The organism is Nocardia sp. XZ_19_231, assembly GCF_015355705.1.
Classification (GTDB): Bacteria; Actinomycetota; Actinomycetes; order Mycobacteriales; family Mycobacteriaceae; genus Nocardia; species Nocardia salmonicida.
In genome coordinates, this window is the sequence record NZ_JACUZI010000011.1 from 38,787 (window position 1) to 64,055 (window position 25,269).

The following is a 25,269-nucleotide window of genomic DNA, read 5'->3' on the forward strand; positions in this document are numbered from 1 at the left end:
GCACAACGCCGACGGCCCGGCGGAGCGACCGTTCACAGATCGTTCCACCGGGCCGTCGTGTCGGCCGCGCGAATCAGTCGCGCGTCAGCTTGCGGTGCGTAACACGGTGCGGGCGAGCGGCTTCGGCGCCCATACGCTCGATCTTGTTCGCCTCGTACGCTTCGAAGTTGCCCTCGAACCAGTACCACTTGGCGTCGTTGTCGTTGTCGCCCTCCCACGCCAGGATGTGGGTGCAGGTGCGATCGAGGAACCACCGATCGTGGGAGATCACGACGGCGCAGCCGGGGAACTGGTCGAGCGCGTTCTCGAGCGAACCGAGGGTTTCGACGTCGAGGTCGTTGGTCGGTTCGTCGAGCAGGATCAGGTTGCCGCCCTCTTTGAGAGTCAACGCCAGGTTCAGGCGGTTGCGCTCACCACCGGAGAGCACACCGGCCGGCTTCTGCTGATCCGGTCCCTTGAAGCCGAACGCGCTGACGTAGGCGCGCGAGGGCATCTCCTGGTTGCCGACCTGGATGAAGTCCAGGCCGTCGGAGACGACCTGCCAGACGTTCTTCTTCGGGTCGATGCCTCCGCGATTCTGGTCGACATAGCTCAGCTTGACCGTCTCGCCGACCTTCACCTCACCGCTGTCGGGCGATTCGAGACCGACGATGGTCTTGAACAGCGTGGTCTTACCGACACCGTTGGGTCCGATGACGCCGACGATACCGTTGCGCGGCAGCGTGAACGACAGATCCTTGATGAGCTGACGATCGCCGTAGCCTTTGTCCAGGTGCGACACGTTGACCACGATGTCACCCAGTCGCGGACCCGCGGGGATCTGAATCTCCTCGAAGTCCAACTTGCGGTGCTGCTCGGCCTCGGCCGCCATTTCCTCGTAGCGCCCCAGTCGAGCCTTGTTCTTGGCCTGGCGGGCCTTGGCGCCGGACCGCACCCAGGCCAGTTCGTCCTTGAGGCGCTTCTGCAGCTTCTGGTCCTTCTTGCCCTGGACCTCGAGGCGCTGCGCCTTCTTCTCCAGGTAGGTGGAGTAGTTGCCCTCGTAGCCGATCGCGCGACCGCGGTCCAGCTCCAGGATCCACTCGGCGACATTGTCGAGGAAGTACCGGTCGTGGGTGACGGCCAGCACGGCGCCCGGGTAATCGGCGAGGTGCTTCTCGAGCCAGAGCACACTCTCGGCGTCGAGGTGGTTGGTCGGTTCGTCGAGCAGCAGCAGATCGGGCTTGCTCAGCAGCAACTTGCACAGTGCGACGCGGCGACGCTCGCCACCGGAGAGGTTGGTGACCGGCTCGTCCGGCGGCGGGCAGCGCAGCGCGTCCATGGCCTGCTCGAGCTGGGAGTCGACATCCCAGGCGTCGGAGTGGTCGAGGAACTCCTGGAGCTTGCCCATTTCGTCCATGAGCTCATCGGAGTAGTCGGTGGCCATCAGTTCAGCGATCTCGTTGAACCGATCCAGCTTGACCTTGACCTCGCCGAGGCCCTCCTCCACGTTGCCGCGGACGGTCTTCTCCTCGTTCAGATTCGGTTCCTGCATGAGGATGCCGACCGTGGCGCCCGCGCCGAGGAACGCCTCACCGTTGTTCGGCCGGTCGATGCCCGCCATGATCTTCAGCACGCTGGATTTACCCGCGCCGTTGGGACCCACCACACCGATCTTGGCGCCGGGAAGGAAGTTCAAGTACACGTCGTCGAGGATGACTTTGTCGCCGTGTGCTTTGCGAACCTTGATCATCTGATAAATGAACTCAGCCATACGCGGAAGCCTATCGGTGGGAGAAACGGGGACGGGATACGGAAGGGTCGAGTGCCGCGGAAACGACCCTCATGCGTCGACCTGCTCGGCACCGTTGGTGCTCGACACCACGTCCGGCGATCGCGCGGGGACAGCATCCGCCACGGTCGTACACGCTACGGCAACGGCTTCGGTCGACGCATACCCGGTGGCAGCGTCGTCGGCCTCCGGTAGGGCAGCGCCGCGCGGGTCGGAAATATTCCGCACCGCCGCGTGCGGCAGCGATCGCATGCCTTCGGACCGGCGAACGACGCTCGCGTGGCATCGCGCCAGATCCGGCCCGACCGCGATCGCGCGCATCTCCAGATCCCGCCGCTCTGTGCCGTCCTTGCCGCGGTACTCGTGCGAGCGGAGTTGCCCGTAGGCGATGACCGGGTCGCCCCGGTGCAACGATCGATCCACCCCTGCCACCAGCCTGCGCCAGCACGAAACCGTGAGATACAGCGTGCCGCTGTCGGTCCACTCCCCCGTTTCGGCGTCGAAGCGGCGCGAATTGCTCGCCATCCGGAACGTCAGCATCTGTTCGCCGTTCCGGAGATCGCGCCGCATCGGATGGGTGATGACGGTCCCGACCACCGTCGCGTGTGCCTCGTACATCGTGTTCGCCCCCGCTCGAATCCACCGTTGTTGCTCTGACCACCCAACAATGACGTGGCGAACGGGGGTGTGGGAGGCGCCGAGTGCATCTGTGGATGAATCGGGCGGTTGTGGATATCGACCGTGTCAGAGGACGGGAAGCTCGGTATTCGCCCCGCACAGGACCACAATCGGGCGTACTCCGGGCTCCGGTAGGTACACGCCGCTCTGCACTGCGGCCAGCGCGGCGGCGCCTTCGAGCTCGACCACCACGCGGAACTCACGCCAGAGGTATTCGCGAGCGGCGGCGACCGCGTCGTCGGCGACCGCGAGAGCGGGCATCTGGTGTCGCCGGGCGATATCGAAGGCGATATCGCCGACCCGGGTCGCGCACAGCAGCTCGGTAGCCCGCGACGGCACGTCGATATCGACCGGTCTGCCCGCCGCGAGGGCCGCCGAGAGCACCGGGATGTGCTCGGATTCGATGCCGACGATCTCCCTGCGCTTGCCCAACGCAGCGCCGAGGCCCGCGATCAGCCCTCCCCCACCGACCGCGGCCAGCACCGGTGGCCTGCCGCGTACCTGTTCTTCCAGCTCCAGTCCGATGACACCGGCGCCGGCCACCACGGCAGGCATGTCGTAGGGGTGCAGATGGTCGGCCCCGCGCTCGGCGGCCAGGGTGAGGGCCCGACGTTGTGCCTCGGCATAGCTCGTTCCGTGCCACAGCACTTCGGCGCCGTGCGCCCACATCGCGGCCACCTTGGTGTGCGGCGCGGACTCCGGCACGACGATCGTGCATTCCTTGCCCAGCTGCGCGGCGGCCAACGCGACCGCGATACCCGCATTGCCCGCCGAGGCGACAACCACATGGTCGGCGCCGCTCTCGGTGGTCAGCAGGGCGTTGAGCGCACCACGCACCGTGAATGTGCCGCCGTGCTGCAGGAATTCCATTTTCAGTGAGACCGGCACCGGCCCGTTCGGCCCGTCCACACTCGTGTGGAACACCGGTGTCTTGCGCACCCGCCCGGCCAGCCGCCGTCGCGCCGCTCGCACATCGGTGCGCAGCACCCGCTCCGGCTCGGCTCGCTCGGTCGATTCACTCGCCGACACACCGGATCGGCTCACCGGCGGACCTCGCCGTCGCGACGCGCCAGCTCGGCGTACATCGCGTTGTAGGCGGTCAGGTCGGCGTCGTTGTCGCGGTCGGCGGCCCGGTCGGTGCGCTTGGCCAGCTTGCTGTCGCTGCGTGACCACTGGATCAGCAGCGCGAGCATCACCACTACCAGCGGCACCTCACCGCTGGCCCAGGCGAAACTGCCGCCGTTGCGCTGATCGGCGAGCAGGTCGATGTTCCAGCCCAGGTCGAGGGTGCGATAGAACCAGTCGCCGAGCACGGTCGTCATGCTCATCAGCGCGATGCCGAAGAACGCGTGGAACGGCAGCGTGCCGAACACCATCGCGAGCTTGGTCAGCGGCGCCACCTCGCGCGGCTTGGGATCGATGCCGATCACCACCCAGTAGAACAGGTAGCCGCTGAGCAGGAAATGCGTGTTCATCATCAGATGGGCGGCGTGCGAGTCGACATAGGTGTCGAAGATGCCGCCCAGGTACAGCGCATAGAACCCGGCGACGAAGATCACCGAGGCCACCACGGGCTGGGTGAGAAAGCGCGAGACCGGGTTGTGCACGGCCGCCAGAATCCACTCGCGCGGGCCCGGCACACCGCCGCGTCCGGCGGGTGGGAGCGCGCGCAGTGCCAAGGTCACCGCGCCACCGAGGGCGAGCAGGATCGGTCCCAGCATCGACAGCGCCATGTGCGCGCCCATGTGCACGCTGAACATCGCCGGTGCGTAGCGCCCGACCCCCGACGACGTGGCCAGCAACAGCACCAGGCAGCCGCTGCACCAGGCGATGGTGCGTCCGACCGGCCAGGCGTCCCCGCGCTTGCGCAGCCGATGGACACCGAGCAGGTAGAGCGCGGCGAGCACGATCGCCAAGGTTCCGAAGATCAGGTCGAAGCGCCAGTCGAACAGCAGGCGGCTCACCGTGGGCGGGCCCGCGAGGTTGTAGCCGAGTTCCACTTCGACCGGCGTCGGCACCGTGGTCGGTGGCGGCGGCGGAGTACGGCCGAGGCCCACGGCCAGCCCGATGGTCGCGGCGAAGATCAGCATCTCCACGCCCGCGAAACGGATGAGCGCGCCGCGGTCGCGCGGGTCGGCGGCCAGCGCGGGCAGCGAGGCCCGGCGCTGCAGGTAGCCGATGGCGCCGAGCACCAACAGCGCGGCCGCTTTCGCGAGGACCAGCCTGCCGTAGGTGGTGGTGAACAGGTCCGACACCGGCACTCGCACCCAGGCGTTGACCACGCCGCTGATGCCGATCACCACGATCGAGATGGTCGCGGCCACCGAGAATCGCCGGGCGGCGATATCGGTATTCGCGCCACCGCGCATCGCGTGGGCCAGGACCGCGACCAGGCCGCCCACCCAGACCGAGGCCGACACCATGTGCAGGATCAGCGAATTGGTCGCCACATCGTGGGACCCACCGGAGGACGAATGCCCGGTCAGCGCCAGCGGCATCATGGTCACGAACGCGCCGACCAGCAGCACCGGCGTCCAGCCCCACCGCAGCGCGCAGCGGCAGCCGATCGCCACGATCAGCGCGAACAACACCGTTGTCCGCCAGGCGCCCGCCACCTCGACCTGCGTGATCACCGGCCACAACACTTCGGGTCGCCAGAGGGCGCTCACCGGCTGACCGGTCGTATCCGACACCGTTAACGGCACCAGCAGCGCAGCACACGCGGCCCACACCAGCGCGGCGTCCGAGGCCCGCCGAACCGCCCGATATCCACCGACGTCGAGCAGACCCCCGTCCCGCGGGGGCAGCAGAAACGCCGCGAACAACAGGGACCCGACGGTCACCGCGGCGGCCAGATCGGCCACCGCGCGCAACGCGGGCAGTCCATATGTTGTCAACGCCCCCGGATCGGGTATACCGAGCAAACTGAGCGCGTGCGCCGCCGACAGTCCGACCACCATGGCCGCGACCACCGCGGCGATACACCCGGCCACAACGCTGAGCACACCGAACGACGCCGCCGGACCCGCTTCCGCCGGTGGTCCGCCGTCGACGGCGGGTCCCGCGGAGGAGTCCTGCGATAACGACATGACAACGAGGGTAGTTCGGTGTGCCCGACCACGCCCTCATGGGGCGTCACACCCGAGCCCCCGCTCGACGATCCGGTCAGTCGCTATACTTTTCGAGCTGGACAGCATGGCCGACTTCGGCCAAGGTGGATGCGACTGCCTCCGTAGCTCAGTTGGATAGAGCAAGGGCCTTCTAATCCCTAGGTCGCAGGTTCGATTCCTGCCGGGGGCGCACAGCGGCCCTGACCTGCATGAACATGAGGTCAGGGCCGCCGCAGGTTCCGCGCGCGACGCGCTACCAGCAAGGAACTATCGCATCAGCGGAGACGACTTCATGGAAGCGTCCAGAACACCCTCGTCACCAAGTAGAAGAAAATCGCGGCGAAGGTCAGGAAACCCACCGAACAGGCGAGCCCGACCATGTCGGTGCGGGGATCGGGGCGTGGGCTCGATCGCATCCAGAATCCCAGCGCGCGGGTGACGATCGGCATCACCACCCAGGTCAGCAGGCTGACCGACAGGATGTTCCCGACCAACAGGCTGATCCACAGCTGTGCGCCCGGCCAGATCTCGGCGATGACCACGGTCAGGATCACGACCGTCGGATACAGCCCTACCAGGACCGAGAGCGCCGTCTTCCACGCCGCGGGACCGCCTTCCTCGCCGGTCTGGCTCGGCGGAAACCACGACCCGTAGGGGTTGGCGATTCGGTGAACCTCGAATTCGCTGAAGTCAGGCGCTTCCTCGAGCAGCGCCTTGCGCTGGGGCGATTCGAGCCAATGGTCGAGATGCTCGGCCGATGCGAAGGAATAGATGATCGTCCAGTCACTCTGGACACCGGGAATCGGCCGATGCAGCCCGGATCCGCGAAAGCCTCGGAAGGTCCGCTCGACCTCGGTCACGCGGTCCTGCCAGGCGATGAATTCCGTCTCACGTTCGGCCGCCACGGGATGCGAGACGACGACGGTCACTACCTCGTCGTCCGGCTCGTCGACCAGCACATGCTGCGTCGACGGCTGCTCGAACAGCGCCGTTCCCCTCGCGATGAGTTCGTCGCGCGTATCGCTGGCGAGCCAGCGCTCGAGGTTGATGATGCCGTCGAACCGATACACGACCGACCAGTCGGACTGAGCGTCACCCGGTGGCGTCACCTCGGCGCCGAGGAATCCCGGGAAGGCCGCCGCGGCGTCGTTGACCTCCGCCTGCCACCGTCGAAACTCGACCTCGCGGCCGACTCGAGGCTGCTGAGTGATGACCACCGTCGCCGAGGCCGACATGTCAGTACGGGTGCTTATCGGGTTTTTCGGCCCAGGTCTTGTACGCTTCGGCGCCCAGATCCCTGCGGAACTGCTCGATTTTCACAGACCGCGCGGGCAGCGGCCTCGTGAAGTCCTCGTATTGATACGCGTCGTCGAAGCCGATTTCGCTGGTGTCGGCCAGATCGCTGGCGAAATGCACGGCATCGAGTCGCGCCCAATAGATTGCGCTCATACACATGGGACAGGGTGCGCCGCTGATGAATATCTCCATCCCCATCAACATTTTCGCGCGTTCCGGAACCTTGTCGGCCGATCCCTCGGGTCGCGGGACCAATTCTAGGGTCGCCTCGTTCTGGTGGTCCTTGGAAATGGTCGGGGCCTCGTCGTTGAGTACCAGGGCAGCCTTGCGGATGGTCTCTATCTCGGCGTGCGCGGTGGCGTCACCAGTGAGTAACACTCGATTCTGCCCTCGCGCGACGATCACGCCGTCCTTCGCGATGACGGCGCCGAACGGTCCGCCCCAATCGTTGTCGACAGACTCTTTGGCCAGTCTGCAGGCCTCTTCCATGAGTTGATCCGGTGTCATCGGACATTGCACCTCGCAGTGTGGTTCGGACGTCATTGACCTGACGGCTGTTCGATGCCGTCGCGGCTCCGACCACACACACATAATTCGGCCTCTGCCGCACATCGAATCTACCTCCGGCCGGACCGCTGCGGAATAGCCGTGAATTAGCGAGGCTTTGACGTCGGGTTCTGCCGACTCACCCTTTTCGGGTGAGTCGCGCACGCTGCCGGTGTGTGAATCTGGGCATCGTCCCTACCTTCGGCCCTCTGGTCACAGAAGCGAGGCCCTGATGCCCGAGAGCCCCGGCTCATGAGTTCGAGCGGCCCGTCGCGTGCGGTGGCCGCCGGATCCGGGGTGGTGCTGTTGGTGCTGGCGTCCGGTCAGTTCCTGATGACGCTGGACACCTCGGTGATGAACGTGTCGATGGCGCAGGTCGCCGACGACCTGGACACCACCATCACCGGCATCCAGACGGCCATGACCCTGTACACGCTCGTCATGGCGACCTTGATGATCACCGGCGGCAAGGTGGGCACCATCATCGGCCGACGTCGAGCGTTCGCGATCGGTCTCGTCATCTACGGGGTGGGTTCGCTGACCACCTCGTTGGCGCCGAGCCTGCCCGTGTTGCTGCTGGGCTGGTCACTATTGGAGGGCATCGGCGCCGCCTTGATCATGCCCGCGATCGTCGCCCTGGTCGCGGGCAACTTTCCGCCCGAGCGCCGCAGCGCCGCCTACGGCCTGGTCGCGGCGGCCGGTGCGATGGCCGTCGCCGCGGGGCCGCTGATCGGTGGCGCCGTGACCACGTTCGCGTCGTGGCGGTATGTGTTCGCCGGCGAGTCGGTCCTGGTCGTGATCATCCTCTTGGCGCTACGCCGGATCAACGACGTCGAGCCGGCGAAGGTACGGATCGACCTGCTCGGTTCCGTGCTGTCCGTCCTCAGTCTCGGCATGCTCGTCTTCGGCGTGCTGCGGTCGAGTGAGTGGGGTTGGGTCCAACCCAAACCCGGTGGCGCCGCCCTCGCCGGGCTCTCGCCTGTCGTCTGGCTGTTGCTGGGCGGAATGCTGCTGCTGTACGTGTTCGCGCGCTGGCAGAGCCACCTCGCCGAGACCGGTGGCGAGCCGTTGGTCGACCCGGCGCTGTTCCGCAATCGGCAGCTCACCGGCGGGCTCACGATGTTCCTCGGCCAATACACGGTGCAAGCCGGGGTGTTCTTCACCGTCCCGCTGTTCTTGACCGTTGTCCTGGAACTCAGCGCTTTGCAGACCGGACTGCGCCTGGTTCCGCTGTCGGTGGCATTGCTGCTGTCCGCGGCCGGAATACCGAAGATCTGGCCGCGCGCCAACCCTCGCCGCGTCGTCCGGGCCGGAATGGCCGCCATGATCGTCGGCATCCTCTTCCTCGTAGCAGGCATGGATCCAGGCGCCGACGCGGGTGTGGTCGCCATTCCCATGGTGTTGATGGGAATCGGATTGGGGGCCTTGGCATCCCAGCTCGGCGCGGTCACCGTGTCGGCCGTGCCGGACGAGCAGAGCCCCGAGGTGGGCGGGTTGCAGAACACGGCGTCCAATCTCGGTGCGTCCCTGGGAACGGCGTTGGTCGGATCGGTTCTCATCGCGACGCTGAGTACCTCGGTCGTCGCCGGGATCAACGACGACCCCGATGTGCCGCCCTCGGTGAAACAACAAGCCACCACCGAATTGGCCGCAGGCGTCCCTTTCCTGTCCGACACCCAACTGCGGGAGGCGTTGCGCGACAACGCAGTCCCCGAGCCGCAGGCCACCGAGATCCTCGAGGTCAACGAGCAGGCCCGACTGGATGCGCTGCGCGTCGCGTTCTCCCTGACCGCCCTTCTCGCGATCGCGGCACTGTTCGGCACCGGGCGGATCCCCCGGCACCCGCAAGTCGGATCCGCTCCCGCGAGTTCGCAGCCGCATGCTCCGGGCGGTTGATCGAAGCACAACGCAAGGCCCACTTGTCCGCCATTCACAGACCAGGAGAATCCGATGAACGTCAGAAACAGCATCTGTGGGATCGCATCGATCGCGGTGGTCGTGTTGATGACCGCGGCGTGCAGCTCCGACGATGACGCATCCGCCCCGGCAACCACCTCGACAGTCACCTCGACGACGACCGACACCGACCCCATGCGCAGCAGCATCGCCTCGACCGCGTCCTCGGTCGTCAGCTCCGTGCGCGCCACCGCGCAACAAGCGGTTCAAGACGCGATCAACACGGTCTTGTCCGCCGCACCGATCACCTTCGACGAGGGCAGTTCCGACCTCGGCGCAGTCGCTGCCGCGACCCTCCAAGCTGTAGCGCTCCCGTTGCAGGGCAACGACACCGAGATCCAGATCACGACCTACGCCCAGGATTCGAATGTCGCGGCGGCCAAAACCCTGGCCGAGGCCCGCGGTGACAACATCGCGGCCGCGCTCGAGGGCGCCGGCGTCGACAAGTCGCGCATCACGGTGAAGTCCGACGCGAATCCCTCCGACCCGGAGGTCGATGCCAACGAGGCCACGATCACGGTGGTCGACGAATAGCCGCACCCTCACATATCGTCGTGACCTGCACCGATGCCGGCCACGGTGGTGCGATGCCGGGACAGGGTCCGGGGCCGGGTAATCTTTGGCCCCATGTGGATCATCCTTGCCATCTCCGTGGTCAGCTCGGTCGCCATCGCGATCTTGTTCGCGACGGGCTTCCCCAAGGACTGAGCATGTCCCGATAGCCCCACGCGCGGCGAGCGCCAGTGATCCGTGCCGTTTTCGTCCTGGGTCGTGGCGATCGGCATAGAATTGACTGATTGTGCGGGGCAATGTGGTGGGGGATGGTGGGCTTGCTTTCGCAGTGCGGCGTCGTCGCAAGCCCGGGGCTTTCCGGGTGTATTGGACGCTGGCGCGGGCGGGGTTCAAGCGACAGGCGCAATACAAACTGGCGATGTTCGCCGGGCTGTTCACCAATTGTGTGTTCGGGTTCGTTCGTGCGGCCGTGATGGTCGCGGCGGTGCGTGCCGCCGGTGATTTCGGCGGGTACGACGAGGGAACCATCGGCGCCTATGTGTGGTTGTCGCAGGCGCTGCTGGGCGCCACCCAGTTCATGGGGCCGCAGATCGACCTGGTCGACCGGATCAAGTCCGGTGACGTGGCGATCGATTTCCTGCGCCCGATCGATGTGCAACTCGGCTACCTGGCCACCGATATGGGCCGCGCCGCCTGCACGATCCTGCCGCGTGGAGTACCGAGCATCGTCATCGGCGCTGCCACCTTCGGCCTGTCGATGCCGAGCACGCCGGTGGCCTACATACTCGGTCTGATCAGTGTGCTGCTGGCGGTGGCGTTGTCGTTCCTCTGTCTGTTCGCGGTGGCGCTGATCGGGTTCTGGGTGGTCGAGATCCGCGGCATCCGGGTGCTGTACCAGATCGTCGGAACGTTCCTGGCCGGGCTTTTCGTCCCGGTGCACATGTTCCCCGACTGGCTGCGTGTCGTCGCCATGTCTACGCCGTTTCCCTCCATCCTGCAGGCCCCGATCGATACGCTGTCAGGGCGGGCCGCTGGGTGGGAGGCCTTGATCATCGTTGCGATACAAGGCTTCTGGGTGCTGGTGATCGGACTGCTCGGCAGGGTGTTGCTGCGGGCGGGACAACGCAGGCTGGAGGTACAGGGTGGCTGAACCGGTTTCCGCGCGCGTTGTTGCCGGGACCTGGTTCACGCCCTATCTCGCAGTATTGCGTTCGCGTGTGAAAGCCCAGCAGGTGTACCGACTCTCGTTCGCCACCGAGGTGTTCAGCGCCTTCCTGATCGGGCTGGTGGAGTTCGGTGAGGTGTGGGTGATCTTCCACAATGTCGGCACCCTCGGCGGCCTCGATGTCGACGCGGCGCTGCTGCTGTTCGGGTTGTCCAACACCTCGTTCGCGCTGGCCCAGGTCGCGGTCGGGCACCTGGACTCGCTGCCGTCGATGATTCGGATGGGCACCCTCGACGCGTATCACCTTCGCCCGCAACCACTGCTGTTGCAGCTGGTGACCAGTGACATCTCGTTACGCAGACTCGCGCGGGCCGCGGTCGCGGTGATCGTGCTCGGGATCGGGCTGTGGCGCAACGATATCGACTGGGGCATCGCCCCGGTTACCTTGATCGTGATCACCCTGCTCAGTGGAATTGCGCTGTTCTGTGGCCTTTTCGTATGCGCAGCCGGACTACAGTTCTTCCTGATCGACGGTGCCGAGCTCACCAACAGTTTCACCTACGGCGGTTCGTTCGCCGCGATGCAGCCGGCCTCTGTGTTCCCGACACCGCTGAAACTGTTGTTCGGGTTCGCGATTCCCGTCGCGTTCACGGCGTACGTGCCGACCATCGCCCTACTCGGACTGCCGGGGCCGCCGCTGCTGCCCGCGTGGTCGGCGTGGCTCACGCCACTCGCCGCGGCGTGGGTGTGGCTGCTCGCATCGGCGGCATGGCGGATCGGTACGAGGCACTATCAGGGAGGAGGGGGATAGATGATGGACGAGCACGAGAACCGGGAACCGATCATCGACATCGATGACCTCACCCGGCAATTCACCGTCTACCGCAAGAACGGCCGGCGCTGGCGCCGACATCGCGACACCATCACTGCCGTCGACCGCATGAGTTTCCGGATCGAACGCGGCTCGGCGGTCGGCTATATCGGCGCCAACGGCGCGGGCAAGTCGACGACCATCAAGATGCTCACCGGCATCCTCGTGCCGACCACCGGAACCGTGCGCACCTGCGGTCTGGAGCCGGTGCGTCAGCGAAAGGAACTCGCCTCGCGCATCGGGGTCGTGTTCGGGCAGCGATCGCAACTGTGGTGGGATCTGCCACTGCACGAGTCGTTTTCGATCCTGGCGGCGATCCACCGCCTCGATCCCGATATCGCCGACAAGCGGACCCACGAACTGGTGGAACAGCTGGAAATGGCCGACACCCTCCACACCCCGGTCCGCCAGCTCTCGCTCGGTCAGCGGATGCGCGCGGAAGTGGCGGCCGCACTGTTGCATTCGCCCGAGCTGGTGATCCTGGACGAGCCGACGATCGGCCTGGATGTGCTGTCCAAACAACGATTACGTGAGTTCTTGCGCGCCGAACGGATCGAGCGCGGCACCACGCTGCTGCTCACCACCCACGATATGGGCGATATCGAACGACTCTGCGATCGGGTGCTCGTCGTCGATTACGGCAGGTTGGTGTACGACGGTTCACTGGCCGGGCTCGGCGCCACCGTCGGCGCGCGCCGGGTACTTGTGGTCGACTTGGCCGCTCCCACACCGGATCTCGATGATCTGCCGTGCGGGGCACAGTTGCTGTCCAGCGAGGCTGGCGGCATGCGCCAGCGCCTGGCCTTCGACGCCGAGAAGACCACCGCGGCGGCTTTACTGGCGGCGGTGTCGGACCGGGCGCAGGTGCGCGATCTGTCGATCGAGGAACCCGATATAGAGGACGTGGTCCGCCGGATCTACGAGTCGACCCGCTGAATTCAGCTCGGCCCGTCCGGGTTTCCCGCGTACATGCTCACCTCGCCGCCCTCCCCCAGGAAGGCGTTGACCAGCATGATCCGCTGCGCGCGTAGTTCCTCGTCGGCGGGGGCTCCGGTGGTGATCGAAATCTGCGGGATGGCCGCCCAGTTCACGACGTAGCGCTCGGGTGGGCCGTCGTCGTCGGACAGGCGAGCGAGCCGGAACACCGACACCGCACGACGTTCCATGAGGCCGCGCACGACATCGGCGATGCGCTCCGGTGCCTCCAGGGCGAACAGGAACCCGAAGGTCAATTCAGGCGAGGACACGTAGGCGGGCACAATTATCGAGGTTAGTGCATGCAGCGCCGAAATGATTGCCGGAAATGTGCCCCGGGGTTATCGGGGAGTACTCACGGGGAGACCCGGCCGTAATGGTGGATAACAATTTCTGCCGACGGCCGGGTTTGTCCACCGTGCTATTGCGCGTCGCCGCCGGATCGCGCTTTCCTGAGAGGGTCCCGATTTTCCCCGGGCCGTCTTCTCCACCCGCAGCGTCGCGGATATCTGTCGACGTCCGGGCGGGGCTACGCCGGTGCCGGGGAGAGCACCCCAACACCTCCTCCTCGGCCCTGGCGTATCCATGTACACAGCGTTGTCAGGGGCAGCCACCATGCCGATCGATCACGGCCACCGTATGGACGCCACGCAGTTACCGACACCCTCGGCACTCATGCGGGCTTTCCTCGGAACCGACCACCCCGACCCGACGCGACACCGCGTTCTCGACGCAGCCCGAGACCTCGCGAGCTGCCACGATCGCCGCCGCCGAGCCCTGGAGCAGGCACGCGACCCCGCCGCGTCGAGCAGCACCGGCGCGGCGTGCGGACGCCTCGTCGACGACATCGACAACGACCGCATCGCGCTGATCGCCCACATCGACGAGTGGGTCGCCACTCACGTCGAACACCGCGTCGGCGCTTCGCTGCATACCGAGACCCTCGGCGCGGTGATCGACCGGATGGCCGCGAAATGGATCGCCGCCCAGCAGGCCATGGCCGGACCGGCACAAACGAAGACGACACCACGGCAGCGGGAGGCTCGCACCCATCTGCAATGGTGTCGTCTTGCCGAACTGACCGACGGCTATCGAGATCTGATCACCGATGTCACCGAGCACCGCAGGCGATTGCCGGTGTGGTGAGGATCAGGCCTGTTCGCCCGTAACCGGGGTCTTGTTGTCTGTAGCCGGGGCTTTGTTATCTGTAGCCGGGGCTTCGTCGTCGTCAACCGGGGCTTTGTCGCCTGCGGCCGGCTCCGTGAACGAGGCCCGCGCGCCGAAGTCGTCCGCTACCGGAGCGTCGAGATCGACGAACTCGGTCTCGGTTTCGACGAAAGCCGCATCCCGCTCGGCATCTCGACGAGCGGCCGCCGCGGCTTCACGCATCTCGATCACATCGGTGACGAACTCACCGATCTCACGAGCAACCTCGGCGACGGTCCCGGTGATCAGCGAGGCGATTTTGCCTACCCGCTGCGCACCGGAAGCCGTCAAGTCCTGGACCAGATCCTTGTTGCTTTCGAATTTCCCGACCATTTACCCGCTCACAGTGGAGGATTCCGGCTGATTACGCATAACGATAACACCGGGCTTGGGGTCACTATTCGTGAAACGATCAGGCAGCGCGAGCTTGAAGATCTTGCCCCAGACCGAGCCGATCTGCTTGAAGAAAGGACCGGTGTTGTAGGGCAGGCCGTACTTCTCTGCCAGCGCCTTCACCTCGGGCGCGATCTCCGGGTACCGGTTGGCCGGGATATCGGGGAACAGGTGGTGCTCGATCTGGTGCGACAGGTTGCCCGACATGATGTGGAACAGCCGCGAGCCGGTGATGTTGGCCGAGCCGAGCATCTGGCGCACGTACCACTCACCGCGGGTCTCGACCTCGGTCTCCTCCTTGGAGAACGTCTGCACGCCCGAGGGGAAGTGGCCGCAGAAGATGATCGAGTAGGTCCACACGTTGCGCACCAGGTTGGCCGCCACGTTGCCCGCCAGGGTGGAGACGAACAGCGGGCCGGTCAGCGCCGGGAACATCACGTAGTCCTTGAGGACCTGCTTGCCCGCCTTCTTGCCCTGGCCCTTGAGCAGGGGCTTGATGTCGGACCACTTGCGCTTGCCCTTGATGATGTTGTCGGCCTCGAGGTCGTGCAGCATCACGCCCCACTCGAAGAAGGTCATCAGCAGGAACGCGTAGAGCGGGTTGCCCAGGTAGTAGGGGTTCCACTTCTGCGCCTCGTCGATGCGCAGGACGCCGTAACCGATGTCGCGGTCCATGTCGACGATGTTGGTGTAGGTGTGGTGCATGTAGTTGTGCGAGTGCTTCCACTGGTCGGCCGGGCAGACCGTGTCCCAGTCGAATTCGCGGGAGTTGATGCCGCGCTCACGCATCCAGTCGTACTGGCCGTGCATGACGTTGTGGCCGATCTCCATGTTGTCGAGGATCTTCGACACACCGAGCGCGGCGACGCCGGCCAGCCAGAACGGCGGCAGGAAGCCCAGGTACATCAGACCGCGGCCGGCGATCTCGAAGCCACGCTGGGTCTTGATGATGTTGTAGATGTAGTCACGGTCGCGTTCGCCGAGGTCGTCGACGACACGGGCGCGCAGCGCGTCGAGCGCAGCGCCGAGTTCTTCGACCTGATCCGGGCTCAGGATGACCGGACCGTCTTTGCCTTCGGTGAGGATCGTCATGGCTGTATCTCCCCTTGTTGGTTCTGGGTAATCGGTTGTCTAGAGCGCGATGTCGACGTCGCCGACAGGGGCGTTGATGCAGATCTGGATGGACTTGTCGGGGTCGGCGTCGAGTTCGCCGGTACGGACGTTGCGGGTGCAGCCGGAGACCTTGGTCGCGGTGCAGGAGAAGCAGATCCCCATGCGGCAGCCGTATTCCGGGGTCAGGCCGGATGCTTCGGCCTGCTCGAGCAGCGTTGCTCCGGTGTTGTCGGCGGCCACGTCGCTGCCGGAGAAGGTGATGGTGCCGGTGGCCTCGGACGGATCGGTCGGGACCGTGGTGAGCGTGAATTCCTCACTGAGCACCCGATCTTCGAGACCCTCGGCTTCGAAGATCGTCTTGACCGCCCGCATCAGCGGCGGCGGCCCGCACACGAAGGTCTGCGCATCGGCGTACCAGGGTGCGACCCGCTCGAGCTCGTCGTAGTCGAAGAAACCACTGCCGGTGGAGGTTTCACCGTCGATCACCGTGCCCGGCTCGACCGGGTAGCGGTATTCGATAGTGAAGTTGGCGCGACGCTGCGCGATGGAGGACAACTCTGCCCGGTGCGGCACCATCTCCGGCTGACGGGCGTAGTGCAGGAACGTGACCTGCCCGGTGTACCCCTCCGCGTCGAGGGTCCTCAGCATCGACAGTACCGGCGTGATGCCGCTGCCGCCGCTGACCAGCAGCACCTTGTCGGGCCGCTGCTGTGGTAGGTGGAACACACCGGATGCGGGCGCCAGGTCGACGACCATGCCGGGCTTGGCGTTGGCGTGCAGGTAGTTCGACACCAGCCCACCCGGGTGTGCCTTGACGGTGAGCTGCAGGTAGCGCTCACCACGGCTCTCCGGGTCGATCGGCGAGTAGCAGCGGGTGTGGCGCACGCCGTTGATCGAGACGCCGATCTGCACGTACTGACCGGCGGAATGACCGCGCCACTGCCGTGAGGCGCGCAGGGTGAGGGTCACCGAGCCCGGCACCGCGTGCGAGACATGGGTGACTTCGGCGCGCAGCTCCCGAGCGGTGAGCCCGGGGTTGACGAGTTCCAGGTACCGGTCCAGCGGGTGCGGCGTCGTCAACGTCTGCACCAGGTCGATCAGTCCCACCATGTCGCGTTGCCCCTTTGAGAAGTCCTTCGATGTGCGCTTCAATTTTCAGTGCACGTCTGTACACTCACCAGTGTGCCCGATGACCCCGGGCCACTGTCAACCGGCAATAATGTGAGGCGGACAACATAATGACAAAGGCCGCTATGGTGAACGGATGTATGCTCACCGATGTGACTGAGCAGGCAGGAACCCGCAACGAGCGCAAAGCGCATACCCGGGCAGCCCTCCTCGACGGCACCTTGGCCTTGGCCTCGGAGCGCGGATTCGCGGCATTGAGCCTGCGTGAGATCGCCCGTTCGGCCGGCATCGTGCCGACGGCCTTCTACCGCCACTTCGCCTCGCTCGACGACCTGGGCGCGACGATCGTCGATGAGGGTGTCACCGCATTGCGCTTGGCATTGCGAGAGGTCAGGCGCAAGCCCGACGCCCATCTGGCCGATACGGTCCGCTTCGTCTTCGAGCAGGTACGCGTCAAACGCGCTCTGTTCGGTTTCCTGATTCGCGAGCGTCACGGTGGGCCTGCCCCACTACGTCAGGCGATCGCGATGGAGATGCAGCTGATCGTGCGCGAGATCGTCGCCGATCTCTCTCGCCTGCGTGCGCTGGATTCGTGGAGCACCACCGAGCTGGAGATCGCCGCAGATCTGCTCGTTACCACTGTTACCGACGGTATTGCCGCTTTCGTCGCGTCCACCTCCCGTGAGGAATCGGCGATCGTGGAGCGCACCGTCATGCAGATGCGCCTGATCGCGTTGGGCATCGCTGGCTGGGTACCCAAAAACGCGGACTGAACTCAGAGCACGGGCGTTCACACAACTCGGCGGCATCCCGCCGGTGATACGTCACATATCGGCGGATACCGCGCGCGACGGCGCGTGTACCGGGAGCAGGACCAGCAGGCCCACCGCCAGCACGACCAGAAGTCCGGCGATTCCGGCGCGGTCGCTGTGGAAAACGGAGACGAAAACGCCGAACAGGGCGGGCGCCAGGAACGACACGGCCCGACCGGTCGTGGTGTACAGGCCGAACAACTGACCTTCCCGTCCCGGCGGTGCCAGGCGCGCCAGGAACGACCGCGCCGAGGCCTGCGCGGGACCGACGAACACGGTGAGCGCGAGCCCGAAGATCCAGAACATCGTCGAGCCCGACACCATCAGTAGCGCGACGCCGCAGATGAGCATCCCGACCAGCGAGGACACGATCACCCGCTTGGGCCCGATCCGGTCGTCGAACCGTCCGGCCACCACCGCGGCCAGCCCGGCCACGACATTCGCGGCGATCCCGAACAGCAGCACATCGGCGTCGGCGAACCCGTACACCGTCACCGCGAGCACCCCGCCGAAGGTGAACACGCCCGCCAGCCCGTCCCGGAACACCGCACTGGCCAGCAGGAAGTACACCGTGTGCCGATCCTGACCCCACAGCGCCCGCACGTCACGCCACAACACCCGGTAGGAACCGAGGAAGCCGACCTTCGCCGCTCCCGGGTCGGCGCCGGTGCGTGGCATCTCGGGCACCGCGAACAGCACCGGCAGCGCGAACACGGTGAACCACACCGCCGCGAGCACGATGACGAGCCGAACATTGAGGCCTTGATCGGTGGGCATCGCGAGCAATCCGCGGGTGTCGCCGTCACCGGCGAGGAATCCCACATAGCAGATCAGCAGCAGCACGATGCCGCCGAAATAGCCCATCGCCCAGCCCAATCCGGAGACCCGGCCGACCGTGGCCGGTGTCGACACCTGCCGCATCATCGCGTTGTAGGGCACGCCGGCGAGCTCGAAAGTGGCCGAGGCGAACGCGAGCAGCGCCAGCCCGAGCCAGAGATCGTTGTAGTCGTCGCGGACGAAGAACATCAGCGACATCGCACCGACCGTCAGCGCTGTCAAGGTCGCCAAGGCCCGTTTACGTGAGCCGACCGCGTCGAAGTACTGCCCGCAGACCGGCGCCGTCAGCGCGACGACCAACCCGGCCCCCGCCAGCGCCCAACCCAGCCAGGCACTCGCCGGTGTCGTTCCCGGCAGATCCTTGCCCACCTTGTCGGTGAGGTACACCGAGAACACGAAGGTCAGCGTCACGGCCTGGAACGCCGACGACCCCCAGTCCCACAGCCCCCATGCCAGTACCTGCCCGCGTCCGGCCGCCTCGCCGACGGTCTCGGCCGCGTTCACCTCGGTCATAGGCCGAAGAGTAACGGCGAACGAACAGACACGCCGCCTATAACGCGTGCACCCACGCCATCACCGCATCGGCGCCGTCAATGCATATGAACCTGGTTGCATAGTACCCAGCGTTCCGGATACTCTCGTACCATGGCACTGGAGCACGCGCTACTGGTTTCGCTCACCGAGCGGGCCGGCTCGGGGTATGAGCTCGCACGCCGATTCGACAAGTCGATCGGCTACTTCTGGAGTGCCACCCACCAGCAGATATACCGGGTTCTCAAGCGGATGGAGTCCTCCGGCTGGGTCACCGTCGAATCGGTGAACCAGCAGGGAAAACCCGACAAGAAGGTGTACTCGGTGGCTCCGGCCGGTCAGGCCGAGATAGCCCGCTGGCTCGCCGAGCCCACCGACGCCACCCCCGCTCGCGACGAACTCGGCGTAAAGATCCGCGCGGCCGCGTACGGCGACATCGATGCCATCTGCGCCGAGGTAGAGCGCCATCGCGGCCAGCACGCCCAGCGCCTCGACGAGTACCGCCTCAGCGAAAAGAAATTCTTCCCGGTGCCGGACCAGCTCTCCGGCACCGCTCTGCACCAGTATCTGGTGCTTCGCGCGGGCATCCGCGCGGAGTCCGGCTACCTCGAATGGTGCGACGAAGTACTGCAGGCCCTGCGACCGCGAAAAGGTGACGACCGCCCATGACTGCCTATCCCCATCTGTTCGAGCCACTCGACCTCGGCCACACCACGCTGCGCAACCGCGTGGTCATGGGCTCCATGCACACCGGTCTGGAAGACCGCGCCTGGGACACCAACAAGCTGGCCACCTACTTCGCCGAACGCGCTCGCGGCGGCGTCGGCCTGATCATCACCGGCGGCTACGCCCCCAACCGCACCGGCTGGCTGCTACCGCTGGGCGGCAAGCTCACCAACAAGACCGAGGCTTACCGGCACCGCACGATCACCAAGGCAGTGCACGCCGAGGGCGGCAAGATCGCCATCCAGATCCTGCACGCGGGACGCTATTCCTATATGCCGACCAGTGTTTCGGCTTCGGCGATCAAGTCGGCGATCAACCCGTTCAAGCCGAGGGCGCTGTCGTCGAAGGGTGTGGAGAGCACCATCGACGATTACGCGCGCTGCGCGGGCCTGGCCAAGTTCGCCGGATACGACGGCTGCGAGATCATGGGCGGTGAGGGCTACTTCCTCAACCAGTTCCTCGCGCCACGGGTGAACAAGCGCACCGACAAGTGGGGCGGCTCCCCGGAGAACCGGCGTCGCCTGCCCGTCGAGATCGCCCGGCGCATCCGGGCCGAGGTGGGTCCCGATTTCATCATCGTGTTCCGGCTGTCGATGGCCGAGCTCGTGGAGAAGGGGCAGACCTTCGACGAGATCGTCGCTCTGGCACAGGAATTGGAGTCCGTCGGCGTCGATATCCTCAATACCGATATCGGCTGGCACGAGGCGCGGGTGCCCACCATCGTCACCTCGGTGCCGCGCGCGGCGTTCGTGGAGTTCACCGCGAAGATCGCGCGCAAGGTGAACATCCCGGTCTGCGCGTCGAACCGCATCAATATGCCCGAGATCGCCGAAGAGATCCTCACCCGCGGCGACGCGGCGCTGATCTCGATGGCCCGCCCGCTGCTGGCCGACCCCGAATGGGCCAACAAGGCCGAGGGCGACCGCGCCGACGAGATCAACACCTGCATCGCCTGCAATCAGGCCTGCCTCGACCACGCCTTCGGCAACAAGAAGGTGTCGTGCCTGGTCAACCCGCGTGCGGGCAGCGAGACCACCCTCAACCTGCTGCCGACTCGCCGGGCCAAGCGGGTCGCCGTCGTCGGCGCGGGCCCGGCAGGCCTGTCGGCGGCGGTGAGTCTGGCCGAGCGTGGCCACCACGTCGACCTGTTCGAGTCCGACGACAAGATCGGCGGCCAGTTCGACATCGCCCGCCGCATCCCCGGCAAGGAGGAGTTCGACGAGTCGATCCGCTACTTCCGCCGCAAGATCGACCTCACCGGCGTCACCCTGCATCTCGAAAAGCGGGTCAGCGCCGAGGAATTGATCGCGGGCAAGTACGACTCGGTGATCCTGGCGACCGGTGTGCGCCCGCGCATCCCCAACATCCCCGGTATCGACCACCCGATGGTGCTGTCCTACGCCGAACTGGTGAAGGAGGAGAAGCCGGTCGGCAAGAAGGTCGCGGTGATCGGCGCGGGCGGTATCGGCTACGACGTGAGCGAATACCTCACTGTCGAAGGGCATCCCACGCTCAAGCTCGACGAGTGGAAAGAGGAATGGGGCGTCGATTCCGAGAACGAGCAGGTTCCCGGCCAGCTCCGCAAGCCCAAGCCCTCCCCCGCGGCCCGCGATGTCGTTCTGCTGCAACGTAAGTCGACCCCGTTCGGCAAGGACCTCGGTAAGACCTCCGGGTGGGTACACCGCGCGGCGCTCAAGGCCAAGGGCGTCGAGCACGTCGGCGGCGTGAACTACGACCGCATCGACGACGCGGGCCTGCACATCAGCTTCGGCGAGAAGCACGAGAACCCCCGCGTGATCGAGGTCGACAACGTGATCGTCTGTGCCGGACAGGAATCCGTCCGCGAACTCGAAGAGCCGCTGCGGGCAGCGGGGGTCGACCTGCACCTCATCGGCGGCGCCGACCTGGCCGCCGAGCTCGACGCTAAGCGCGCCATCGACCAGGGCACCCGCCTGGCCGCACGCATGTGATTTTGGAGCGCTGGCGCGCTCGAGCGCGGCCCCTGGGGGCCGCGAGTTAGCCACCGTTGCTGGCGGCTGCGCCGCGGACGCAACGGCGGCTAACTCGCGGCCGGGCCGCTGCCGCCGCTGCGCGGCGGGACCCTCCTCGAGGTCGGGTCGTGCGGGGCTGGGAATGCGGTCAGCGCATTGCGAGGTCGCGTATCGCGGCGCGTAGTTCGCGGCCCTCCCCTGCTTCGTACCAGCGAAGATGTCCGAGAAGCCAGTCGTGATAGGCGATTTCGGCGTTGTGTGGGTCGTGGGAAACGGTGAGGAAGTAGTCGATTTCGGAGAGTTCGTAGCCGATGTGGACCAGCGGGAGCAGGTCTGGGAGCAGGTTCTGTTCGGCGGCGGTCAAGGGTCGCACCGATCGATATCCTTGGATCAGCGCGGCGATCTGGTCCGCGCGGACGTGCGCGGGTCCGCCGTCGCGCAGCGAAACCCAGTCGACCGCCGTGCGTTCGATGGCGGTGGCGAGGTCGAAGACGGCCGTCGTCCGATCTGCCAGTCCGAAGTCGATCACCGAGGTCACCTCGTGGTCATCCCACAGCAGGTTGGTCCCGTGCCAATCCCCATGGGTCCACAGCGGTTCGACATCGGCGAGCTCGGCCCGGAACTGGGGAACCTCAGTGCGCCAGTCTCTTTCCCCGAGGAACCGAGCGACGGCCGGTCGGCGGGCGATGTGCCACTCGAACGCGCTCACCACGTCACCGTGCATGCTCGCCAGCAACGGTCGAGCGGGTCGAGCGGGAGCGTCGAAACCCGTTGCGGCCTGATGCAATCGACCCAGCATCACTCCCGCGCCCACCGCATCGTCGACATCGCGATAGGGCGACCACGAGAAGTCCGCGCGATATCGGTCCTCCCCCACCCCTGCGCGATGCACCTCGTACGCGAACTCCGGCACAGGATGATTGTCAACGTGAGAGAGCTGCGCCCAGTCACCTACGGCGGCATGCACTTCGGGCACCGGAATCCCCCGGTCACGCAGATGCGCCATGAACCGATGCTCCTCGCCCAGCGCCACCTCGTCGCGCAATCGCACCGGCATCCGCTTCACCACGAGCCGCGAACCGTCGTCCGAGCGCACCCCCACCGTGGACGACAGCGGTCGCGCACCACGCCATTCGATCTCCGCGAGCGCCGATCCGTCCCAGGTCGCGGCGATCGCACGGGCGATCTCGTCTTCGGTGAGCGCGGGCCACGTCGGCTCGGCCAGCGGGTCGTCACCCATGCCGAACACCTGCGGCCTCGAGTCAGTTGCCATATCGCCACTCATGCTATTGCCGGGTGCCCGGTTTCCCGCGCTGCCACCCGTCGACGCGGGCACCGCACGGCCTGAGCCGATCCCTTAAGCTCCCCCTCGTGAGCTTGCCCTCCCCCACTGCAGACAATCGTGCCGTCGTCACTGGCGCGTCCTCCGGCATCGGCACCGCGCTGGCCGCTGAACTGGCCGGGCGCGGCTATTCGCTGATCCTGGTCGCGCGCCGCGGTGAGATCCTCACCGAGCTGGCCCAGCGGCTGACCCTGGCCCACGGCATCACCGCCGAGGTCCGCGCCGTCGACCTGGCCGATCGCACCCAGCGGGCCGGCCTCGTCAGCGAGCTCGCGGCCCGCGATATCGCCGTCCTCTGCAACAACGCGGGCATCGCGACCTTCGGCCCGGTCGCCGAGCTCGACTTCGCCTACGAGCGCATGCAGATGGAGCTCAACGCCACCGCCGTGCACGACCTGTCCCTGGCCGTGCTGCCCGGCATGATCGAGCGCAAAGCGGGTGGGATCCTGATCAGCGGTTCGGCCGCGGGCAATATGCCGATCCCGAACAACGCGACCTACGCGGCGTCGAAGGCGTTCGCGAATACCTTCTCGGAGTCGCTGCGCGGCGAGCTCAAGGGCACCGGCGTGCACGTCACCCTGTTGGCTCCCGGCCCGGTCCGCACCGAGACCCCCGCCCCCGAGGACCAGTCGATCGTCGACAGGATGGTCCCCGATTTCCTCTGGGTCTCCTCCGAATACACCGCCAAGGTCTCCATCGACGCGTTGGCCCGCAACAAGATGCGCATCGTCCCCGGCTTGATCAGCAAGGGCATGAGCGTCGCGGGCAACTACGGCCCCCGCTCGTTCACCGCCCCGATCGCGGGCGCGTTCTACAAGAAGCTGGGCAGCTGAGCACCACCTGAAGCGTCGCCTCCGTCAGCAACCCGTCAGGATGAGCTCGTAGGCGGTCAGGGACCCGTAAACACCGAGTTCAGCGGGCCGCGCAGAGCGTAATCCTGGAGTATGCCCCGCCATTCCGAAATGCGGGGGCGTCCTCAGGAGACCACAGTGACGTTGCTCGACATCTTCCCGTCGTTGCGCGCGACCACCGTGCCGCGGCTCGATCCCGCGGTCTGGCCGACAGATACCCACTACGACTACGACGGCCGGATCACCCTCGGCTCGGTGGCGCTCGCCGATGTCGCCGACCAGTTCGGCACCCCGGTCCAGGTGGTGGACGAAGCCGAAGTGCGCGAGCGCTGCCGCGCCTACCGCAAGCATTTCCCCGAGGCCGAGATCGTCTACGCGGGCACCGCGTTGATGGTCGGCGCGGTGGCGCGCTGGGTCGCCGACGAGGGTCTGTCGGTGCAAGTGGGCTCGAGCGGTGAGTTGTCGGTCGCGCTCGCCGCAGGCATCGATCCGCGCCGGATCGTGTTGCACGGCAACGGCAAGACCCTCGACGAACTGAAGACCGCCGTGTGCTGCGGCGTCGGCCGCGTCGTGGTTGGCTCGCTCACCGAGATCACCCTGCTCACTGCCTTGGCGACCCAACCGCAGCAGGTGCTGCTCCGGGTCGCGACCGGCATCGACGTTCCCGGTGCCGACCAGTTCGGCTTCCCGCTCGGCAGTCGATCGTTCGAGACAGCGGTCGCCCGGATCGCGGGCCGGTGCAACCTGCAACTCGTCGGCCTGCATTGCCACCTCGGCTCGCAGATCCACGACCCCGACCACTACGGCGAGGCGATCCGCCGGATGATCGGCGAGATGTCCTGGATCGACCACGAATACGGCTTGCTGCTCTCCCACCTCGACATCGGCGGCGGACACGCGGTGGCCCTGCGCGGCGGCGACGCGGAACTGAACCTGCGCGAACTCGCCGATGTCCTCGACGATGCGCTGGACGCCGGTTGCGCGCGCCACCGCTTCCCTCGTCCTGTACTCGCGATGGAACCCGGGCGCGCGATCGTCGCCAGGGCGGGCGTCACCCTGTATCGGGTGCTCGCCGTCAACGAGACCGCCGACGGCGGCACCCGCGTGATCGTCGACGGCGGCGGCTGCGGCGGCCAGGGCCGTGGACACGGCGGCGGCGCGCTCGTGGTCAACCGACACCCGACCGGCCCGCAGATGACCGCGTCCATCGCGGGCAAACACAGCGAGTCCGGCGCGCTCATCGCCACCGAGGTGCGTCTACCCGCCGATCTGCACCCCGGCGAAGTGCTCGCTCTACCGTGCACCGGCGCCTACCACCACGGGCTGGCGACGACCTACAGCACCGCGGGCAGGCCACCGATCGTCGCCGTCGCAGACGGCCGCACCAAGCAGTTGTTACGCCGCGAGACCACCGCCGACCTGCTGATGCGTGAGCTCGTGGACTGACTTGCCGACACGCGG

General features: G+C 66.4%; 24 protein-coding genes and 1 tRNA gene. 12 read left to right on the forward strand and 13 right to left on the reverse strand.

The genetic code is table 11. The features are described from left to right. Positions 1-73 precede the first annotated feature (73 nt). The 4 genes from ettA to IBJ82_RS31200 all read right to left on the reverse strand — a co-directional run bounded on the left by ettA (position 74) and on the right by IBJ82_RS31200 (position 5,535). Positions 74-1,750: an energy-dependent translational throttle protein EttA gene (gene ettA, locus IBJ82_RS31185; protein ID WP_194829566.1), complete on the reverse strand. Its 1,677-nt coding sequence runs from the start codon at positions 1,748-1,750 to the stop codon at positions 74-76. Positions 1,751-1,819: 69 nt separating this feature from the next. Continuing rightward, entirely contained in the window at positions 1,820-2,386 is a 567-nt protein-coding gene (locus tag IBJ82_RS31190) for a single-stranded DNA-binding protein (RefSeq protein WP_194829567.1), read from the reverse strand. A 126-nt stretch (positions 2,387-2,512) separates the two neighbouring features. Then, a complete protein-coding gene (locus tag IBJ82_RS31195) occupies positions 2,513-3,490 on the reverse strand; it encodes a serine/threonine dehydratase (RefSeq protein WP_370585562.1) in 978 nt (325 codons plus the stop codon). Beyond that, the gene (locus tag IBJ82_RS31200; RefSeq protein WP_194829568.1) at positions 3,487-5,535 is read right to left on the reverse strand and encodes a cytochrome c oxidase assembly protein; all 2,049 of its coding nucleotides are present in this window, start codon (positions 5,533-5,535) and stop codon (positions 3,487-3,489) included. The genes IBJ82_RS31195 and IBJ82_RS31200 overlap by 4 nt, the downstream gene beginning before the upstream one ends. Positions 5,536-5,672: 137 nt before the next feature. Here IBJ82_RS31200 and IBJ82_RS31205 point away from each other — a divergent pair. Then, positions 5,673-5,746: transfer RNA gene (locus IBJ82_RS31205), tRNA-Arg, on the forward strand. Positions 5,747-5,846: 100 nt separating this feature from the next. On the opposite strand, the gene IBJ82_RS31210 is transcribed toward IBJ82_RS31205, so the two are convergent. Both IBJ82_RS31210 and IBJ82_RS31215 read right to left on the reverse strand, forming a co-directional pair. Next, positions 5,847-6,791: an antibiotic biosynthesis monooxygenase gene (locus tag IBJ82_RS31210; RefSeq protein WP_194829569.1), complete on the reverse strand. Its 945-nt coding sequence runs from the start codon at positions 6,789-6,791 to the stop codon at positions 5,847-5,849. Position 6,792: 1 nt separating this feature from the next. After that, positions 6,793-7,359 (reverse strand): nucleoside deaminase, encoded by a 567-nt coding sequence (locus IBJ82_RS31215; protein WP_194829570.1) that lies wholly within the window; start codon positions 7,357-7,359, stop codon positions 6,793-6,795. A 291-nt stretch (positions 7,360-7,650) separates the two neighbouring features. Between IBJ82_RS31215 and IBJ82_RS31220 the strand changes: the two genes are divergently transcribed. Together IBJ82_RS31220 and IBJ82_RS31225 are read left to right on the forward strand one after the other, a co-directional pair. After that, on the forward strand, positions 7,651-9,294 hold the full coding sequence (locus tag IBJ82_RS31220; RefSeq protein ID WP_194829571.1) for an MFS transporter: 1,644 nt from the start codon (positions 7,651-7,653) through the stop codon (positions 9,292-9,294). Between the two features lie 54 nt (positions 9,295-9,348). Next, a complete protein-coding gene (locus IBJ82_RS31225) occupies positions 9,349-9,888 on the forward strand; it encodes an OmpA family protein (protein WP_194829572.1) in 540 nt (179 codons plus the stop codon). Positions 9,889-9,896: 8 nt separating this feature from the next. On the opposite strand, the gene IBJ82_RS31230 is transcribed toward IBJ82_RS31225, so the two are convergent. Then, complete coding sequence (locus tag IBJ82_RS31230; protein WP_194829573.1) at positions 9,897-10,139, reverse strand: hypothetical protein; 243 nt, start codon at positions 10,137-10,139, stop codon at positions 9,897-9,899. A gap of 56 nt (positions 10,140-10,195) precedes the next feature. Between IBJ82_RS31230 and IBJ82_RS31235 the strand changes: the two genes are divergently transcribed. The 3 genes from IBJ82_RS31235 to IBJ82_RS31245 are packed head-to-tail and all read left to right on the forward strand — an operon-like array spanning position 10,196 to position 12,839. Then, positions 10,196-11,017, forward strand: a complete 822-nt coding sequence (locus IBJ82_RS31235; RefSeq protein WP_370585563.1) for an ABC transporter permease — start codon at positions 10,196-10,198, stop codon at positions 11,015-11,017. Then, complete coding sequence (locus IBJ82_RS31240; protein WP_194829574.1) at positions 11,010-11,843, forward strand: ABC-2 family transporter protein; 834 nt, start codon at positions 11,010-11,012, stop codon at positions 11,841-11,843. Before IBJ82_RS31235 ends, IBJ82_RS31240 begins: the two co-directional genes overlap by 8 nt. Before the next feature lie 3 nt (positions 11,844-11,846). Next, positions 11,847-12,839 (forward strand): ATP-binding cassette domain-containing protein, encoded by a 993-nt coding sequence (locus tag IBJ82_RS31245; protein ID WP_194829682.1) that lies wholly within the window; start codon positions 11,847-11,849, stop codon positions 12,837-12,839. A gap of 2 nt (positions 12,840-12,841) precedes the next feature. On the opposite strand, the gene IBJ82_RS31250 is transcribed toward IBJ82_RS31245, so the two are convergent. Beyond that, on the reverse strand, positions 12,842-13,162 hold the full coding sequence (locus IBJ82_RS31250; RefSeq protein WP_194829575.1) for a hypothetical protein: 321 nt from the start codon (positions 13,160-13,162) through the stop codon (positions 12,842-12,844). A gap of 331 nt (positions 13,163-13,493) precedes the next feature. Here IBJ82_RS31250 and IBJ82_RS31255 point away from each other — a divergent pair, with 331 nt between their 5' ends. Next, complete coding sequence (locus IBJ82_RS31255) at positions 13,494-14,024, forward strand: DUF4254 domain-containing protein (RefSeq protein WP_228537942.1); 531 nt, start codon at positions 13,494-13,496, stop codon at positions 14,022-14,024. 3 nt (positions 14,025-14,027) lie between these two features. Here IBJ82_RS31255 and IBJ82_RS34935 read toward each other — a convergent pair whose 3' ends face one another. From IBJ82_RS34935 to IBJ82_RS31270, 3 genes are read right to left on the reverse strand one after another with little or no spacing between them, the layout of a single operon-like run. Continuing rightward, a complete protein-coding gene (locus IBJ82_RS34935) occupies positions 14,028-14,417 on the reverse strand; it encodes a hypothetical protein (protein WP_228537943.1) in 390 nt (129 codons plus the stop codon). Continuing rightward, entirely contained in the window at positions 14,418-15,569 is a 1,152-nt protein-coding gene (locus IBJ82_RS31265; RefSeq protein ID WP_194829576.1) for an acyl-CoA desaturase, read from the reverse strand. Between the two features lie 39 nt (positions 15,570-15,608). Then, positions 15,609-16,700: a ferredoxin reductase gene (locus IBJ82_RS31270; protein WP_194829577.1), complete on the reverse strand. Its 1,092-nt coding sequence runs from the start codon at positions 16,698-16,700 to the stop codon at positions 15,609-15,611. A 143-nt stretch (positions 16,701-16,843) separates the two neighbouring features. Between IBJ82_RS31270 and IBJ82_RS31275 the strand changes: the two genes are divergently transcribed. After that, positions 16,844-17,491: a TetR family transcriptional regulator gene (locus IBJ82_RS31275; RefSeq protein ID WP_056821578.1), complete on the forward strand. Its 648-nt coding sequence runs from the start codon at positions 16,844-16,846 to the stop codon at positions 17,489-17,491. A 51-nt stretch (positions 17,492-17,542) separates the two neighbouring features. On the opposite strand, the gene IBJ82_RS31280 is transcribed toward IBJ82_RS31275, so the two are convergent. After that, positions 17,543-18,880, reverse strand: a complete 1,338-nt coding sequence (locus IBJ82_RS31280) for an MFS transporter (protein ID WP_194829578.1) — start codon at positions 18,878-18,880, stop codon at positions 17,543-17,545. A gap of 132 nt (positions 18,881-19,012) precedes the next feature. On the opposite strand from IBJ82_RS31280, the gene IBJ82_RS31285 reads away from it, so the two are divergent. Continuing rightward, positions 19,013-19,567: a PadR family transcriptional regulator gene (locus IBJ82_RS31285; RefSeq protein WP_056821580.1), complete on the forward strand. Its 555-nt coding sequence runs from the start codon at positions 19,013-19,015 to the stop codon at positions 19,565-19,567. Further along, positions 19,564-21,594, forward strand: coding sequence for an NADPH-dependent 2,4-dienoyl-CoA reductase (locus tag IBJ82_RS31290; RefSeq protein ID WP_194829579.1), 2,031 nt, complete (start codon positions 19,564-19,566; stop codon positions 21,592-21,594). The genes IBJ82_RS31285 and IBJ82_RS31290 overlap by 4 nt, the downstream gene beginning before the upstream one ends. Before the next feature lie 169 nt (positions 21,595-21,763). On the opposite strand, the gene IBJ82_RS31295 is transcribed toward IBJ82_RS31290, so the two are convergent. Then, positions 21,764-22,888 carry a phosphotransferase enzyme family protein gene (locus IBJ82_RS31295; protein WP_194829580.1) on the reverse strand — a complete coding sequence of 375 codons (1,125 nt, stop codon included), beginning with the start codon at positions 22,886-22,888 and terminating at the stop codon, positions 21,764-21,766. Between the two features lie 98 nt (positions 22,889-22,986). Between IBJ82_RS31295 and cmrA the strand changes: the two genes are divergently transcribed. Together cmrA and IBJ82_RS31305 are read left to right on the forward strand one after the other, a co-directional pair. Then, on the forward strand, positions 22,987-23,790 hold the full coding sequence (cmrA, locus tag IBJ82_RS31300; protein WP_194829581.1) for a mycolate reductase: 804 nt from the start codon (positions 22,987-22,989) through the stop codon (positions 23,788-23,790). Between the two features lie 156 nt (positions 23,791-23,946). Then, positions 23,947-25,254, forward strand: a complete 1,308-nt coding sequence (locus IBJ82_RS31305) for a diaminopimelate decarboxylase (RefSeq protein WP_194829582.1) — start codon at positions 23,947-23,949, stop codon at positions 25,252-25,254. Positions 25,255-25,269: the final 15 nt, after the last annotated feature.